Annotated in this window: 22 protein-coding genes; 9 read left to right on the forward strand and 13 right to left on the reverse strand. The window is 68.0% G+C overall.

Going from position 1 to position 14490, the window contains the following annotated elements:
• Nucleotides 1-133 precede the first annotated feature (133 nt).
• The gene (locus PGN25_15045) at nt 134-331 is read right to left on the reverse strand and encodes a hypothetical protein (GenBank protein ID MEH3118860.1); all 198 of its coding nucleotides are present in this window, start codon (nt 329-331) and stop codon (nt 134-136) included.
• Nucleotides 328-537 (reverse strand): hypothetical protein, encoded by a 210-nt coding sequence (locus tag PGN25_15050; protein MEH3118861.1) that lies wholly within the window; start codon nt 535-537, stop codon nt 328-330. Before PGN25_15050 ends, PGN25_15045 begins: the two co-directional genes overlap by 4 nt.
• 7 nt (nt 538-544) lie before the next feature.
• Here PGN25_15050 and PGN25_15055 point away from each other — a divergent pair, with 7 nt between their 5' ends.
• Both PGN25_15055 and PGN25_15060 read left to right on the forward strand, forming a co-directional pair.
• The gene (locus PGN25_15055) at nt 545-805 is read left to right on the forward strand and encodes a hypothetical protein (protein MEH3118862.1); all 261 of its coding nucleotides are present in this window, start codon (nt 545-547) and stop codon (nt 803-805) included.
• A 12-nt stretch (nt 806-817) separates the two neighbouring features.
• The gene (locus PGN25_15060; protein ID MEH3118863.1) at nt 818-1078 is read left to right on the forward strand and encodes a hypothetical protein; all 261 of its coding nucleotides are present in this window, start codon (nt 818-820) and stop codon (nt 1076-1078) included.
• Nucleotides 1079-1446: 368 nt separating this feature from the next.
• On the opposite strand, the gene PGN25_15065 is transcribed toward PGN25_15060, so the two are convergent.
• Nucleotides 1447-1653 (reverse strand): hypothetical protein, encoded by a 207-nt coding sequence (locus tag PGN25_15065; GenBank protein ID MEH3118864.1) that lies wholly within the window; start codon nt 1651-1653, stop codon nt 1447-1449.
• Nucleotides 1654-1743: 90 nt separating this feature from the next.
• Nucleotides 1744-2019, reverse strand: coding sequence for a transposase (locus PGN25_15070; protein ID MEH3118865.1), 276 nt, complete (start codon nt 2017-2019; stop codon nt 1744-1746).
• Nucleotides 2020-2692: 673 nt separating this feature from the next.
• Between PGN25_15070 and PGN25_15075 the strand changes: the two genes are divergently transcribed.
• Together PGN25_15075 and PGN25_15080 are read left to right on the forward strand one after the other, a co-directional pair.
• Nucleotides 2693-3190 (forward strand): hypothetical protein, encoded by a 498-nt coding sequence (locus PGN25_15075; GenBank protein MEH3118866.1) that lies wholly within the window; start codon nt 2693-2695, stop codon nt 3188-3190.
• Nucleotides 3191-3572: 382 nt separating this feature from the next.
• Nucleotides 3573-4229 carry a helix-turn-helix transcriptional regulator gene (locus tag PGN25_15080; protein MEH3118867.1) on the forward strand — a complete coding sequence of 219 codons (657 nt, stop codon included), beginning with the start codon at nt 3573-3575 and terminating at the stop codon, nt 4227-4229.
• A 156-nt stretch (nt 4230-4385) separates the two neighbouring features.
• On the opposite strand, the gene PGN25_15085 is transcribed toward PGN25_15080, so the two are convergent.
• The 4 genes from PGN25_15085 to PGN25_15100 all read right to left on the reverse strand — a co-directional run bounded on the left by PGN25_15085 (nt 4386) and on the right by PGN25_15100 (nt 6271).
• Entirely contained in the window at nt 4386-5258 is an 873-nt protein-coding gene (locus PGN25_15085) for a hypothetical protein (GenBank protein MEH3118868.1), read from the reverse strand.
• 194 nt (nt 5259-5452) lie between these two features.
• Nucleotides 5453-5803: a BrnA antitoxin family protein gene (locus tag PGN25_15090; protein ID MEH3118869.1), complete on the reverse strand. Its 351-nt coding sequence runs from the start codon at nt 5801-5803 to the stop codon at nt 5453-5455.
• Between the two features lie 21 nt (nt 5804-5824).
• A complete protein-coding gene (locus tag PGN25_15095; GenBank protein ID MEH3118870.1) occupies nt 5825-6022 on the reverse strand; it encodes a type II toxin-antitoxin system HicA family toxin in 198 nt (65 codons plus the stop codon).
• Nucleotides 6023-6271, reverse strand: a complete 249-nt coding sequence (locus tag PGN25_15100) for a DUF1902 domain-containing protein (protein ID MEH3118871.1) — start codon at nt 6269-6271, stop codon at nt 6023-6025.
• Between the two features lie 266 nt (nt 6272-6537).
• Here PGN25_15100 and PGN25_15105 point away from each other — a divergent pair, with 266 nt between their 5' ends.
• The 5 genes from PGN25_15105 (at nt 6538) to PGN25_15125 (ending at nt 9874) form a co-directional block, all read left to right on the forward strand.
• Nucleotides 6538-8436, forward strand: coding sequence for a hypothetical protein (locus tag PGN25_15105; GenBank protein ID MEH3118872.1), 1899 nt, complete (start codon nt 6538-6540; stop codon nt 8434-8436).
• Nucleotides 8433-8891 (forward strand): hypothetical protein, encoded by a 459-nt coding sequence (locus PGN25_15110; protein ID MEH3118873.1) that lies wholly within the window; start codon nt 8433-8435, stop codon nt 8889-8891. The genes PGN25_15105 and PGN25_15110 overlap by 4 nt, the downstream gene beginning before the upstream one ends.
• Nucleotides 8888-9163 carry a hypothetical protein gene (locus tag PGN25_15115; protein ID MEH3118874.1) on the forward strand — a complete coding sequence of 92 codons (276 nt, stop codon included), beginning with the start codon at nt 8888-8890 and terminating at the stop codon, nt 9161-9163. The genes PGN25_15110 and PGN25_15115 overlap by 4 nt, the downstream gene beginning before the upstream one ends.
• Nucleotides 9164-9260: 97 nt before the next feature.
• Complete coding sequence (locus tag PGN25_15120) at nt 9261-9602, forward strand: hypothetical protein (GenBank protein ID MEH3118875.1); 342 nt, start codon at nt 9261-9263, stop codon at nt 9600-9602.
• 11 nt (nt 9603-9613) lie between these two features.
• Complete coding sequence (locus tag PGN25_15125) at nt 9614-9874, forward strand: hypothetical protein (GenBank protein ID MEH3118876.1); 261 nt, start codon at nt 9614-9616, stop codon at nt 9872-9874.
• 112 nt (nt 9875-9986) lie between these two features.
• On the opposite strand, the gene PGN25_15130 is transcribed toward PGN25_15125, so the two are convergent.
• The 5 genes from PGN25_15130 to PGN25_15150 all read right to left on the reverse strand — a co-directional run bounded on the left by PGN25_15130 (nt 9987) and on the right by PGN25_15150 (nt 14481).
• Entirely contained in the window at nt 9987-10310 is a 324-nt protein-coding gene (locus tag PGN25_15130) for a hypothetical protein (protein MEH3118877.1), read from the reverse strand.
• Nucleotides 10307-10684, reverse strand: a complete 378-nt coding sequence (locus PGN25_15135; protein MEH3118878.1) for a tyrosine-type recombinase/integrase — start codon at nt 10682-10684, stop codon at nt 10307-10309. The genes PGN25_15130 and PGN25_15135 overlap by 4 nt, the downstream gene beginning before the upstream one ends.
• Nucleotides 10684-11250: an Arm DNA-binding domain-containing protein gene (locus PGN25_15140; GenBank protein ID MEH3118879.1), complete on the reverse strand. Its 567-nt coding sequence runs from the start codon at nt 11248-11250 to the stop codon at nt 10684-10686. The genes PGN25_15135 and PGN25_15140 overlap by 1 nt, the downstream gene beginning before the upstream one ends.
• A 919-nt stretch (nt 11251-12169) precedes the next feature.
• The gene (locus tag PGN25_15145) at nt 12170-13561 is read right to left on the reverse strand and encodes an L-serine ammonia-lyase (GenBank protein MEH3118880.1); all 1392 of its coding nucleotides are present in this window, start codon (nt 13559-13561) and stop codon (nt 12170-12172) included.
• Nucleotides 13562-13926: 365 nt separating this feature from the next.
• A complete protein-coding gene (locus tag PGN25_15150; GenBank protein ID MEH3118881.1) occupies nt 13927-14481 on the reverse strand; it encodes a sarcosine oxidase in 555 nt (184 codons plus the stop codon).
• Between the last annotated feature and the right edge of the window lie 9 nt (nt 14482-14490).

Raw genomic sequence — 14490 nt, forward strand, 5'->3', positions numbered from 1 at the left:
GGCCTTGCGGTACCAGAGGTCGAAGGCGCGCCAGTACGAGAGCCCGGCCCGGCGGGCCGCCCGCGCGATCCGCGCCTTGACCGGATCTCCGGCGGCGAAGGCGCGCGCCAGGTCGCGCAGACCCTCGGACGCCTCAAGAACGAAGGCGGGCATCCACGCCTCCCAGGACTTTTGGGACATCTCCCAACGATCCTCCGTCACGATGCTCGGCATCGAGAGGAGGTTGATCGTGAAGATGCGGAGGAACAGCACCACCGGACAGGCCGATCGCAGCAACTTGGCAGGCGCGGGCGAGCGGCAGGTTGGTGGTGCTGGCGAAGATAACGGTCACGGGCAAGCTCCTGCTTCGGCGGGAGCGGCCGGTGCTTTCGGGACGAGATCGGCAGCGCGGACCTCGCCGGCCGTCACCGCCTCGATGCGGGCGGTGACACGGACCGACGGACCGCGTTCGCGGAACCGGAGCTTGCGGACGGTGCCGGCGGAAACACCTCCGATTCGGGCAGCCATCTCCTCGTCGGAGACGAGTTCGCGGCGCATCCAGGCTTTGAGTGAGACCACGGCGTCAGGTCTCCTCGCGCTTCAGGCGGCGGCGGAAGCGCCGCCCGACCTGCCGCCCGTGCGGCTGGCCGAGGCCCTGGCGGTCATGGCCGTCGACCTCGTCGGCGTGCTGCCAGGCCTCGACCGCGACGCGGTGCTGGAACGGCTCGCCAACCGCCTCGACGCGCACGGGCGCACGCCCGGCGGCACCGAGGCGGCGGCCTTGCTCGGCGCGGTCGGCCGCGCCCTGATCCGGCTGGGCGCGTGAGGGGAGGGCGGGATGGCCGGGACCGTCGCGATGTTCACGATCGACCTCGAAGGCGTCGAGCGCGAGATCGACATGAGCGAGCACGGGCCGTGCGAGACCTTCGAGGTGCGCTTCTCCTGCACCCGGACGGACTGCTCCGTGGAGGTGCGGGTGAGCTTCGACGCGAAGGACGTGCCGACGCTGGAGGTCGTGCCGCGGGCCATGGCGGAGATGCGCCGGGCCTTCGCCGCGCTGGCGGAGCAGAGCGCGGGGTGGGGATCGGAGGCGACCTGAGATTTGACGGGGACGGGCAGTCGCGGACCGGGCGTCGCGATGGACACCCGATCCGCGCCGCTCCAGCATCGGTGTCGCGACACGACCGATGGAGCCGAGTATGAGGTTATGGCCCTGGCGAAAGCCGAAGAAGGCGCACCGCAAGTTTTTCAAGACGGAGTCGGAGCTGCTTCGCGCACTCGTCCAAGGACAGAACTCAGCAACCCGTGCGTTCATAATCGGATTGTTGCAGAACATGCTTGCGAACGATGCCATTTCCAAAGAGCAAGCAGCAGTCATACTGCGGCAAACAGCGGAAATGACTCGCCTAAACAAATGGACAGGTCCGCTATCTGACATGATAGCTGACGCCTGGGACGAGATGGCAATCATGTTTGAACCCCAGGAACCGGGGCCACCGCCAGCAGATCGAAAGATTCCGAGAATCGACGGCTGATTTCTTCCAACGCTTGCCGCTGCTCAGGTGAGAGGTGGATGGATCCCGAGGAGTGCCGCAGACACAAATGGTCGGCGATCCGCGTGTCGATCCGCCGGTCCAGCCAGCGCAGGAAGGGGGAGAGGATGCGCGCGATCATGCGGCGGCTCCCGTGCACGAGGTGGAACGGAAGTATTCAGCGCTGGTGCCGACAAATCGCTGCACTGAGAGCCTGTTTGAGAACTCTGTTTCATGCGGGATTGTTGAGTGCGTTGGCAGCCACGAGGCAGGCGACGCAGGCCAGGCGACCGGTGGCGACATCGAGGCGACCGGCGCGCTCGCGCAGCAAGCCGCCCCAGTGGCTGAGCCAGCCGAAGGTCCGCTCCACGACCCAGCGTCGCTCCAGCACGACGAAGCCCCTCTGATCCGGGTCCTTCTCGACGACGTGGTGGCGCATGCCGTGGAGGTTGCACCACTCCCGGCAGCGCTCGGCCGTGAAGGCGCCATCGAGGATGGAAGGCGCCATCGAGGATGGCCAGACGCAGGCTGGGCCATGGCTCCTTGCCGTCATTGAGGGCCGGCAGCGTGTCGCGATCCTGCCCGTTGGCCGGCACGACGGCGAGCGCCAGGACGTGTCCTTCGGCATCCACCAGCGCCACGCGTTTGCGGCCGACCAGCTTCTTGGCGCCATCGTAGCCGCGCGGTCCGCGCACCCCGAGGCACTTGATGCTTTGCGTGTCGATGATGGCCAGCCGTGGTTCTGGTCGACGCCCACAGCGCCGCCGCTGTCGGCGCGCCAGAGCGCGCATCAGGCTCTCGAACAGCCCCTTCTCGATCCAGCGCCGGAACCAGCCGTAGACCGTGCGCCAGGGCGGAAAGCCAGCCGGCAGCGCCCGCCACCCTCCGCCCGTCCGCAGGTGCCAGGCGATCCCCGCCAGCGCCCGGCGCACGGGCGTCGCATCCTGACGGCTGGGCGGATCGGCTCGTTCCAAGAAGCGAGCCACCTCGTCCAAGCCTGCTTGCAGCACCATGTCCTTCAGACGCGCCTCATGACGCGTCCGATGTCGGTCCGTCCACATCTGCTCTCCACTCCGCCCCGCCAGGCGGAATGCGTGTTGACACACGAGACAGATGGGGACAGCCGGCGGAGGAGCTCAAACAGGCTCTAAATGGCGGGGCCGGGGGTGAAGGAGGTTTCGATGCCAGATATTGCTGCCATCTCGGGTCTGCTGTCCTCGCTGAAGGCCAGCACCGACATCACCAAGGCGATGCTCGGACTCCGCGATGCCAACCTCGTTCGGGACAAGGCCGTCGAGTTGACGACTGAAATCATGTCCGCCCAAGCCAGCGCCATGGCGGCCCAAGCAGCGCAGGCGGAGTTGACCGAGCGCGTCCGTGATCTGGAGAAGCAGATAACAACCCTTGAGAACTGGAACCAAGAGAAGGACCGGTACGAACTCACCGAGGTCGCTGCGGGCGTCCTCGCCTACTCGACAAGGCCAGGAATGGAGAATGGCGAACCGCCGCACAAGATTTGCTCTAACTGCTACCAGCATTGCCGCAAGTCTCTGCTTCAGCCCGAAATAAGAAATCCGGGTCGGGTGCGCATGCTCATCTGCCAATCTTGCAATGCAGAGCTGATCGTTACCGACATGCGCGACATGGAACATATGAAGCCGTCGAGAACGAGAGTCTAAGGCGGTCTCAAGCTCGCATATCGGCTGATGCCCGCGCATCATGGAGGGTGAGGCGGGCATTAGAGGCGGGCCTCAATCGTTTCGGTGCAGGCTTGGCAGGGTGGGCTCGGCGCATGTGCCTCTATCAGCCCGTGATCGGCGAATGGAGGCGGGTTCATTCGAGCGGCGGCATCAAGAAGAGACGGCCAATACTTCACCGGGATTGAGCCGCGCCGATGCATTGAGGCTGCGTGCTCGGTTGTAACGCCGATGATGCGGCCCACTGCGGCAGGCCCCTCAAGCGCCTCGAATATGTATGAGACCGTGGCCATGAAGGTTCTGTACGTTTTGTGATGACCACAGTCAAGGCGAAACGTACAGCGCGGTATGCTAGGAGCGGGGGATGCCGAAACGCGAGCCTTTCCAACGCCTCACCGATCTCAGGCGACAAAGCGGGTACGCCAGTGCCAGCGATGCAGCGCGAGCCTTTGGATGGAATGAGAATACTTACCGCAGCCACGAAAATGGGGAGCGCGGCATTAGAAGAGATGTCGCCTTCAAATACGCCCAGGCATTCACCACAACTGCAAACTACATACTGTTTGGAGAAAGCCCATCAAATCATTACGAAAGGAAATTCTCAAACAACATACCGCTGGTTGGGAATGTTGAGGGCACAGACAAGGTATATTATTTTTCTGATTATTTCGATAGGCACATAGTAGAAATTTTTGCTTACACAAACCTAGAGGTTAGCGACGAATTTATCTGCTTCTCGGTAAGTGAAAGCACGTCCATCGCAGGGATTATCCCAGGTAGTCTTATAGTAACACTTAAAGATAAGTCTGATATAGAAGAGTCTAATGGGAAATTTTGCCTAATTTATACATCTGAGAGCAATCATTCTAGTTACTTGGCGCGCATTTCTCCAGCCGACGACAATCGAGTGATCGTGATTACGCCGACAGGAGAGTTGAGACGCATTTGCCCTGCCATGATTCTGCAGGTCATATTCATTGTCCCGCCAGGACAATGGCACGCTCAAGAGCGGGTCAAGTAGCTGTACGTTTCGTGTTGACACGCCAGCACATTTCGTACAGTTTTTGTCTGTCGCCCCCCGCGATGGAACCGCGCCGTGCCCATCACCCTCACGCCCTTCACACCCGCTGCCGGCCCGCGATGCGCGGCTGAGGCGGGGTGTGCGTGGGGCGGCGCGTCAGGTACGAGGGCGCTGCCACCATCTCAGGCCGTCGCTCGCCTTGCCGACACGTTCAGCCCGCTCCGCCCGGGTGAGGGGCTCGAAGCTCTCCCAGCTCGACAGGTTGCGGGTCCAGCTCTCCCATCTTGGGATGTCGATCAGGCTGGACTCATCGAGGCCGTACTCTCGTGCTCGGCGCGCAGCATTCCAGGCGATGGCTTCCAGCACGTGCAGCGTCGGCGGCTCGTCGGACCAGATCGCAGCCCACTTCTTCGTAATCTTCGCGAGGCGACGCTCGCTCGGCGGCTCGCCTCGGGCTTCCATGATCTCGGCCAGCACGCCGCAGAACCGACGTTTCAGCGATGTGTGATCGTTGGCCTTCTCACTGAAGCCGGCCACGAGTTGCAGCGCGCCGATACCGGCGAGGAGTATACCGACCATGACACCCGCCATCGTCTTATCCCCACCGGTTGCCGTCGTGATGGCACCGGCACCCAGCAGCACGACCAAAAAGTCGAGCCAGCGGCGGCAGAGATCGAGGAAACGTGCCCGTGCCTCGTGGTAGCGGATGGCACGCAGCACATGACCTTCGATGTCGTCGAGCCTCAGCGGTCCTTTGGCTTCGGTTGCGGTTTTTGTGAGGTCGGTTTCATCGGCGGCTTCGGTGGCATAGGTCGTGGCCCGAGGGCCAAGTCCCCCACGATGATCCGGCGATCCGGCGTCGGCTTGTCCTTCTCCTTCATGCTCGCCTCCTACCTTGGCTTCGGAGGACGCGGGCCGAACGGTGACCTGATCCCGCCGTCCCCCGGCCCCGGTCTCGGCTCCGGGCGCGGTGGTGGAGGCGGAGGTGGCGGCGGGCTCGGCGGCCTCGGGCCGTTGCTCATCGCCCATGTCGTCTGCCTTTCCATTCGTGATCTCCGATCGGTGCCGTCGATTGGGGGTTGCGAGGCACGCGTCGGTCGAGACCCGGCGCGTGCCACCTCACCTTCGCATCGAGTGGTGCGTCGGAGCCATCGTGCAACCTCAGCCTTCAACAGGACAGGGGAAGCGGCACGATCGCACAGTCACGATGGTGTGGGCGTCGCTCACCCCCGCGAGCCGGCCTTCTCCCGCTCGACCGCTTCGAGCAGCACGGCGTCGATCCTGGTCTGCCAGCCCGGCCCGCCGGCGCGGAAATGCGCCAGCACGGTCGGCAAGAGCCGCAGCGACACGGGCTCCTTGGCGTCGGGCTTGGCCGGGCGCCCGCGCCGCACCAGCTTGCCGCCCACGAGGAAGTCGGCCCGGTCCATCATCGCGTCGGTGAGCTTGGGCAGTTCCTCGTATTCCTCGGCCGTGACGACGTGCGCGTCGACCTTGGCGAGGTCGCTCTTATATTTCCGCCGCGTCGAAGCCGGGGGGGCGTAGCGAACCTGTTCGCGGTCATTGGCCTTCCTCATCGTGAAGACGTGGCGATCCGCTCAGAACGCCTTCGGCAGGCCAGCGTCCTTCAGGATGGCGTTGGCGGTATGAACCTTCACCGTGTTGCGCGGCACGGTGAAGTGGCGTTGCGTGATCGGGCTGCGCCAGATCTCGTGAGAGCCCTTGCCCGTGCGAACGAAGGTGCAGCCGGCGTTCCGGAGCAGGCGAGCCAGCTCCGGATAGAGGTTCGATCCCATTCAGGCGGCGTGCTCGCGCTTCGCCATGACGAGATGCTGGACGCAGACCGGGATGTCGGGGAGCGCGTCGGTCTGCGCATCCTCGGGCAGGTTGGCGGCAACGAGGTCAGGAGCGAGATCCTCGATGATTTCGACCAACTCGTCGAGCGTCCGAGCCTCGGCGTGCAGGCCCGGCAAATCGGAGGCGTGCACGTACCAAACGTGCGCCGCCTCGTCGTGACACACGGTCACCGTGAACTGCGTGGTCATGGCTCCTCTCCGCGCAGGGGAGAAGGCATTGAAAACATCGGTCATGACCGGAGAGTTAAGCCCCTGTGGATAGTCCGGCAAGCGGGCTTGCCGCCGTACCAAAAATTTGCCGGCCAACATGGCCTCGCGAGCTTTCCGGTCGGCGCCCGCCGTTCCGGCCTGAGGACGGCCATGCCCTGAGCACGCCGCCCTGAACGCAAGCGGCCCCCGCCGGTCTGGAACACCGGCGGAGGCCATAGCCCCACCCCACACATCGGATAAATGCCATGCTGCAGGACCATTCCCGCAATCGCACCCCCATGCCCGCCGCGCAACCGCCGGCCGACACCGCCCCGCCCGAGCCGGGGCCCGCCCGCGCCGAGGCCGGGATCGCCCGGATGCTGGCGGCACCGGCCGGGGAGGAGAGCAGTCCCGACGCCGCCTTCCTGGCGCTCGCGCCGACGCTGCTGCCGATGCTCGACGAGTTCGACCGGTTGTGGGCGATCGCGTCCGATGCCCATGCGCGCGCGATCGCAGCGTTGGGCGGCGAGCCGGATTATCACGTCGTCGGTCGGGCTGCGGCCGACGAATGGGACGACCGCCTCCACACTTCCCGCGGCTGGTTCGATTACATCGAGGCCCGCAAGCCGGCCGACGCCCTCGGCGCGCGCATTCAGGCGCTGGTGGCGGCCCACATGGAAGTTCCCGTGCGCACGCTCGACGGGTTGCTGCTCAAGCATCACATCGGACGGAGCTTCACGCAGTACGAAGACATTGCGACGAGCGACCTCAATTTGATGGTGGCAACGCAAGTCGCGGCTGACACGAAATCTGGGCTGATCGACCCGCTTCTTGCCGGCATCGCCCGGACCCGCGCCGCATTGGATCACGCCCTCGCCGTCGAGGCCGCGCACCGACGCGGCGGGGCGAAGACGGACCTGCCGCCGGCATGGCACACCGCCAGCGACGCGGCGCAGGATGCCTTCCTCGCGCTGAAGGAGACGCCGACGACCCGGGCCGACTGCCAGGCGCTGGCGCGGCTGACGCTCGACCTGCGGGAGGGGCTGGGGCTGGATCTCGAGGAAGAGACGCTGATCGTGCTGAAGCGGATCGCGGGCGAGGCGCCGCCGCAGCCTGACGCCGACCAGCCGGAGTTGCCCGGCGGGCAAGTTGACGTCGAGCTGATCGTGCTCGGACGGCAGTTCGACGCCCTTCATGCGGAGTGGCGGCGGACCGTGGAGGCCAACCGCGAGCCGAGCGCCCGGCGCGAGGCGGCCGTCAAGGCGGCGGGGTGCCCGTCTTGGGATGTGGAGCGGGCGGCCTGGGAACTGCCGGGCGTTGCCGAGGCCAGCAACGCCGAAGCGGACGCCTTCGACGCGCTGGAGCCGGTTTGCGAAGAGATCCTGCGCCTTCCGGCGCGGACCGTCGCCGGGTTCGCCGTGAAGGCCCGCACCTTGATCTGGGCGGTGTGGCCCGGTGGCGGATACGAGCGGGACGCGAGCACCGACCACGATGGCGACTATACCAAGCGCTGCGTCTGCGCGTTCATCGAGACGGCCTGCGCCGCCGCTGGTGTCGATTGGCGAGGAGAGACAACCGGTTCCGTGCCTGTCGTGAGCGAGGCGCACCCACCCGTCGCCGCTCCCCAGGAGCAAGACCCACGCACGCTCCTCGACGCCATCCAGGCGCACGAGAAGGCGTGGCAGGCCTACAGCCGAGCCAATGCCGCCTACGACGCGCTGGGCACGGCGGAGGGGCAACGGCCCGCCTCCGCCGCGGCGGACGAGGCCGCGACCGAAGCCTCGAACCGGTCCGATCAGGCGTGGCGCGACCTGTTCGAGGCGCAGCCCCGATCCCTGCACGATCTCTGGATGCTGCTGACCCACATCGAGCGGCACCATCGAGCCCGAGCTCGTCGCCGAGATCGCCGCTGCGTGGGGTGCGAAGTGAGCGCGGTCGTCCCTCTCATCGTGCCGCGGCCCGTCGATCGAGCCGCCCTCCGCCGCCGCGTCGAGCTTGCGATCGAGCAAGCCCTCGACGCCGCCGCCTGTCTCATCGCCTTCCTCGACGACATCGACGGGGACGCTGACGCGGAAGACGACGGCACCGCCGAACCGAGGCTCGCCGCCCTGATCGCGGGCGACGCGCAGATCCGCTGGGCCGGGTTCGAGGGAGAGGCGGCATGAGCGCTTCACCCACCGAGCGCCCGATTCGCAGCGTGAATGTCGTCGTCCTGCGCGACGGCCGCGAGGTCCACCTCGACGACATCGCCACCGCGGCCGACGGCCAAGCGATCCTCGACGACCTCGACGGCGCGATCCTCAGCATCGAGGATCAGATCGGCTTCGACGACGGCTCGAAGGGCACCGTGTGGCGCAAAAGGGCCGACATGGCCCTCAGGAGGAAGCGGCGACAGCGACCGGCGCTTCAGCGCCGTATCGGCGACCTTCGGCGGGCCGAGAGACAGGCGGCCGCCCATCCCCCGCCCGGCCCCGGCCCAGAGCGGCGGGACGCCCGACGCAAGGCCTTCATCGACGCGGCCGAGGAGATGCCGCCGCACGAGACCTTCGTCGAACTGTGGGCGCACGCAGCCGAGCGGGAGCCAACGGTCTTCGCGGATGCGGCGGGAGGTGGGGCATGAACCGCACCTTCCAATACGTCGATATCGACGGTCGCCCATGGTCGGTGGAACGCCTCGACGCGCTGCTGTCAGATGGCGCGGTGCGCCTCATCGTCGAGCAGGGCGCGCGGATCGGCTCGCACAGTGCCGGCAATCGGTGGGCGCCCGGCGCGTTGCTCGCCTGGGCGCAGAAGCGCTACCGCCGGCCGGAGGCGGCCGCGCTTCTCCTGCTGCTGGTCGCGCGGTTCTTCGACCTCGGTTTTGAGCCGGACATCGACGGGGGCGCGGCATGACCGCCGCCGACCTGCTCAACGGCCTCCTCGCGGCGCTTAGCGCCGGCACGGCGACCGCCATCATCATTGTCGCCCTGCCGCTTCTTAGGAGCCGCGTATGAACGCCCGGGATCTCGCCATATTCCGCGCCGGCATCCAGCACGCCGCTCAGACGGCGATCGGCGCTGCCGAAGCGATGGAGATGCGTCATGACGCGCACGATCTGCGTCGGCGCGCCGCCATCGAGGCGTTGCGCGGCTTCGCCGAGGGCCTGGGGGTCGAGACCTGCCCGGACGATGGGGCGCCTGCCATGGTGGCCCGCATCGTCCAAGATCCTGCCGCCGAGGGTGAGGAAACATGCCCTTACTGCGCCGGCCGGGTCCGGTGGATCAAGGACGCGAGCAACGGCCGCATCCACGCGCGGTACGAAGCCGCCGGCTGCTTCGCGGTGATGCAATGAGTCGCCCGGTCATGACGGACGACGACCTGCGCCACCTGTGCAAGCTCGCCAGCATCGGGGTCGCCAGCCTGCGCGATCCCGACTTCATCCGCTGGCTGACCCGGGACGCCAGCGAGAGTGAGCACGCGGATTTCCGCAACATCTTCGGCATCGTCGGCGATGCCTTTGCGGAACTGGCTCGGCGGCAAGGCATGCTGCCGACCTTCCGCGTGCCGGCGGCCGGACGCTCGGAGCCGACCCTATCCACCACCGCACGAGGCCGAGATGCGTAGCGCCAACAGCGATCGCCGGGCGCACGAGCCCTCTTCATCCGACAGGAGCATGGCAATGCCGCAGACTGACCCGGCACGACGCGTTGTGCCGTTCCAGGCGGCCGCCCGCGAGTTAGGACTGAGCGCGGCGACGCTTCGCCGGATGTGCAACGACGGGAAGGGGCCGACCCTCCTCCGTCTCAGCGAGGGCCGGCTCGGCGTCCGTCGCGGCGACCTCGACGCGTGGCTCAAGACCCGTGAGATAGGCGCCAAGCAGGTCTAGCGCCTCGCGCTTCTCCGCAGCGTAGAGCGCCCGGTTGTAGATGCCGGCCACGCCCGCCTTGTGGCCGGAGATGTGGTTCAGCACCGCCTCGACCACGTGCGGCAGCACCTTGAGGCGGTCGGCCATGACGGTGGCGGCCGTGCGGCGCAGGTCGTGGAGCCGCCAGCCCGTCACGCCGGACCGTTTGTCGAGCGAGGCCTTGGCCCGCGAGAACCCCTGGAATCCGCCCTCGCCTTGGCCGAACACGAGCGACCGCCCTCGACCCGCTCGATAGACGTGAGCACCTGCAGGGCCGGCTTCGACAGCGGCACGTCATGCCCTTGCCCGTTCTTCACCCGAGGGTCCGGCAGGGACCACACCGCGCTCGCGAGATCCACCTCCGCCCAGGCCATGTCGGCGACCTCGTCGCGGCGCTGCCCGGTCATCAGCAGCAGCCGGACGATGCGGCCGAAGTCGTCGTCTCGGCAGGCCTTCAGCACCCGCGCGATCTCATCCTCGCTCAGCACCCGCGTGCGCCGCACCTCCGGCGCCGGCTTCGGCACGCCCATCACAGGGTTGATCTCGGCCGCGCCGGTCCCGACGAGCCACGCGAAATGCGCCGACAGCGCCGCTCGGGCACGGTTGGCCGCGTGCGGGCCGGTCTCGCGGCGGATCTTGGCCAGAGCTCGGTGATCTCCTGCCGGCCGACCGTGTGCAGCGGGAGCTTGTGCAACGGCTTCCAGACGGTGCGCAGGTAGCGGCCCGCCTCTGCAAGGTAGGTCGGGCGCAGATGCGGCGCGACCGCCTCAAGGTACGGCTCGACGACGGCGCCGAAGGTGATCGCGGCACGCGCCTTCGCCTTCACCTTCTCGGCGTGCGGATCTTCGCCGAGCTTGGCCCGCGCCAGCCGCTCGCCGGCCGCGCGTCGGGCATCGGTCGCCGACAGGAGCCCGACCTTACCCAGCGATTCCCGTTTCGATTGGCCGAGCGCGTTTCGGTACTGGACGACCCACATGCGGGAGCCGCCCTTGCTCACGCTGACCCCGAAGCCGGGCAGGTCGTCGTCGAACACCACGATCCTGTCGCGCCCGGCCGGGATCTGCACCGCGGCGGCTGTCTGGTTCGTGAGGCGCATCGCCATCCCGGTAAGCACATAGTAAGCGGATGGGCGGTTCTCCACGAGAGTCCCGCCCGTATGATGAGGAGGGTACACATGCGCAAACCTCTCACAGCCCAGCGCTTCTGCGGCCCGGTAAGCAGTCCTGTCAACTGATGTATTGTATAACCCGTGTTTCGTAATGAGGGGGTCGGGGGTTCGAATCCCTCTTGCGGCGCCAATCCACAACCGATCAGAACAGAACAACGAACGTGCCGGCTGGGCTTGAGCCGTCGCGGCTCGGCGTTGAAAATAGCGGCTCCCGGCGAACGGCGTGGGCCGGATCGCTGCGAGCCGAGGCTCGATGCCGCTCCTTCGTCATCTGCCGGACGACGCGTTCCTGATCTTCTCCCGGCGACATCGCTTCGCCTATGAGGCGGCGCTCCTCGAAGTTCGCGACCGATTCTTCTCGACGGGCATCGCCTCAACCAGGATTGCCGGACCTTCTCCCGCCGCGTGGCCGGCGACAGCAAGGCGCTGGAGAGGCCGAGGCGACGGTCGTGACGCTGCTCCGCGCGACGCTCGCGATCGAGCGGTTCGGGCAACCGCTTCTCCTGTCGGGGCCATTCCTCGTCGATGGCGTCGGCTCGGGGGCCGTGCTACCCGATCTCGGCCTTCCGCCGACCGGGATCGGCCAGTTCCGCGCGACGATCGTCGGGCCGAAGGGGCTCGAGGATCGGCGCGACCTGACCGTCGGCGTGTCCCTGCCGCTGTCGCCTGGCCGCTTCCGGCACGGCGACTCGGACCGGTTCACCCCCGGCACGGGCGGGAGGCTGTACAACCCGCCGAACATCCTGCACGCCACGGCCTCGGATGCGCCGCCGCTGCTGGCGTTCTGGTGCCTCTGGATGGGAAGGCGCCGCAGCCGGGTCCGGCGCCCTCCGGCACAGAGGGCGCCTCAGCACTCCGGAAGGTTCACCGCCAGGCCGCCGAGGCTGGTTTCCTTGTACTTGTGGCTCATCTCCTCGCCGGTCTGGCGCATCGCGGCGATGCAGTTGTCCAGCGGCATGAAGTGCGTGCCGTCCCCGCGCAGGGCCAGGGACGCGGCCGCCACCGCCTTGGTGGCGCCGATGCCGTTGCGCTCGATGCACGGCACCTGCACCAGGCCGGCGACCGGATCGCAGGTCATGCCGAGATGGTGCTCCAGGGCGATCTCGGCGGCGTTCTCGACCTGGGCCGGCGTCCCGCCGAGCACGGCGCAGAGGCCGGCGGCCGCCATGGCGCTGGCCGAGCCCACCTCGCCCTGGCAGCCGGCTTCCGCCCCGGAGATGGAGGCGTTGTGCTTGATCAGCCCGCCGATGGCGGCGGCGGTCAGCAGGAATTCGGGGATCCGGGCCGCGTCGGCGCCGATGCAATGGTCGAGATAGTACCGGGCGACCGCCGGGACGACGCCCGCGGCCCCGTTGGTCGGCGCGGTGACGACCTTGCCCCCGGCCGCGTTCTCCTCGTTGACGGCCATGGCATAGACGCTGAGCCAGTCCGCCATCACGTGCGGCTGTGCCGTGTTGGAGCCGTGCTCGCGCTCGAGTTGCTCGCGGATGCGCTTCGCCCGCCGCCTGACGCGCAGGCCCCCGGGCAGCTCGCCGTCCTGAGAGAGGCCGCGCTCGACGCAGCCGTTCATCGTCTGCCAGATCCGCGCGATGCCGGCATCGACCTCCGCGGCGGAGCGGCCGACCGCCTCGTTCGCGCGCTTCATCGCGGCGATCGACAGGCCGCTCTCGCACGCCATCCGCAGCATGGCGGCCGAGGTCTCGAAGGGGTAGGGCCAGAGGATCGGGTCGGCCGCCGCGGTGGGGGGCGGCTCGTCGGCCGCGCGCTGCGCCGCCGTGACCACGAAGCCGCCGCCGATCGAGTAGTAGGTCTCGGAGAGGACGGGGGCGCCCGTGGCATCCGAGGCCGTGAGGATCAGCCCGTTCGCGTGCCCGGGCAGCGGCGGCCCGTAATCGAACACGATGTCGGCCGTGGGGTCGAAGGCGATTTCCGGCAGGTCCGCCGGCCGAAGGCTCCTGCGGTCCGCCAGTTCCGCGAGGCCGCGCTCCGCCTCGTCCATCTCGATCTCGGCCGGCCGGAAGCCGAGGAGGCCCAGCACCACCGCGCGGTCGGTGGCGTGGCCGCGGCCGGTGAAGGCGAGCGAGCCGTGCAGGCTCACCCGGATCGCGGCCGCGCGGCGGCCGGCCTCGCTGCCGCGCAGGAGATCGAGGAAGTCGGCCGCCGCCGTCATCGGTCCCATCGTGTGGGACGACGAGGGGCCGATTCCCGGCTTGAAGACATCGAACACGCTGAGGAACATCGCACACCGTCCGCCGCCGCGACTTGGGTCCGACGCGGCCTTCTCCTTGAATGCCCGAGCCCCAGGGCGGCCGCCGGCTCGGAGGCCGGAGCCCCGCCGGTGGATCGGAAAGCGGCGGCAGAGGCCGCGAACCTCATGCAAGACTGCGGCCTCCACGGCCGGATCGCCCTCCGACCCGGCCGCGGCCAGGGCGCGTACGACCTTCAGGACCAGCGCGCCGATGGCCGCGAACGCGGCCTCGCCGAACCCGCGCGTCGTCCCGGCCGGCCGATCGCGTCGGCGATCTCGGTATCCGCGAACGGGGCGTCGAGGTCGAAGCCGATCACGGGAGCGTCCGGCGCAGTGTGGTTGTCGGCAGGCCGCGGTCAGATGTCGAGTGCGATCTCGTGCGAGACCGCCGCGAGCAGGGTCCAGACGTGGTCGGCGAAGGATTGCCAGACCTCGATGCGGTAGCGGTTCGCGTCGTGCTTGATCAGCACGGCCTGGGCCTTGTCGAGGATCGTGCGGGTCGCCGAGCCCGCCGGCATGGCGTCGAGGTCGAGGGCGCAGAGGGAGGACAGGGCGAGCGTCGCGGCCGGCCCGTCCACCGCGATGCCGATCTCCCGGTGGCTGACGTCCACGAGGCTGAACGGTGCGGCCATCGCGGCCGTCAGGCGCTCGCCCGCGGCCCCGGCCTCGCCCTCGGGCGACAGCAGGAACCACTCGTCCGGGCCGAGGCGGACGGCGAGGCTCCCGCCGGCCTCGGTCACAGCGCCGATCCGCTCAGGCAGCGCGAGGCCGAGGGCCGTGCCCGCCGCCGCGCGGTCGTCGGGCCGCAGCCGCAGGACGAGGCGGGCGCAGTCCGGTGCCGGCGCCACCGTGAGACGGCCGGCGATGCCGGGGATCGCGGTGCCCCGCAGGGTCTTCCATTCCTGGATCATGTCCGCACC

It is taken from the genome of Methylorubrum populi (genome assembly GCA_036946625.1).
GTDB lineage: Bacteria > Pseudomonadota > Alphaproteobacteria > Rhizobiales > Beijerinckiaceae > Methylobacterium > Methylobacterium populi_C.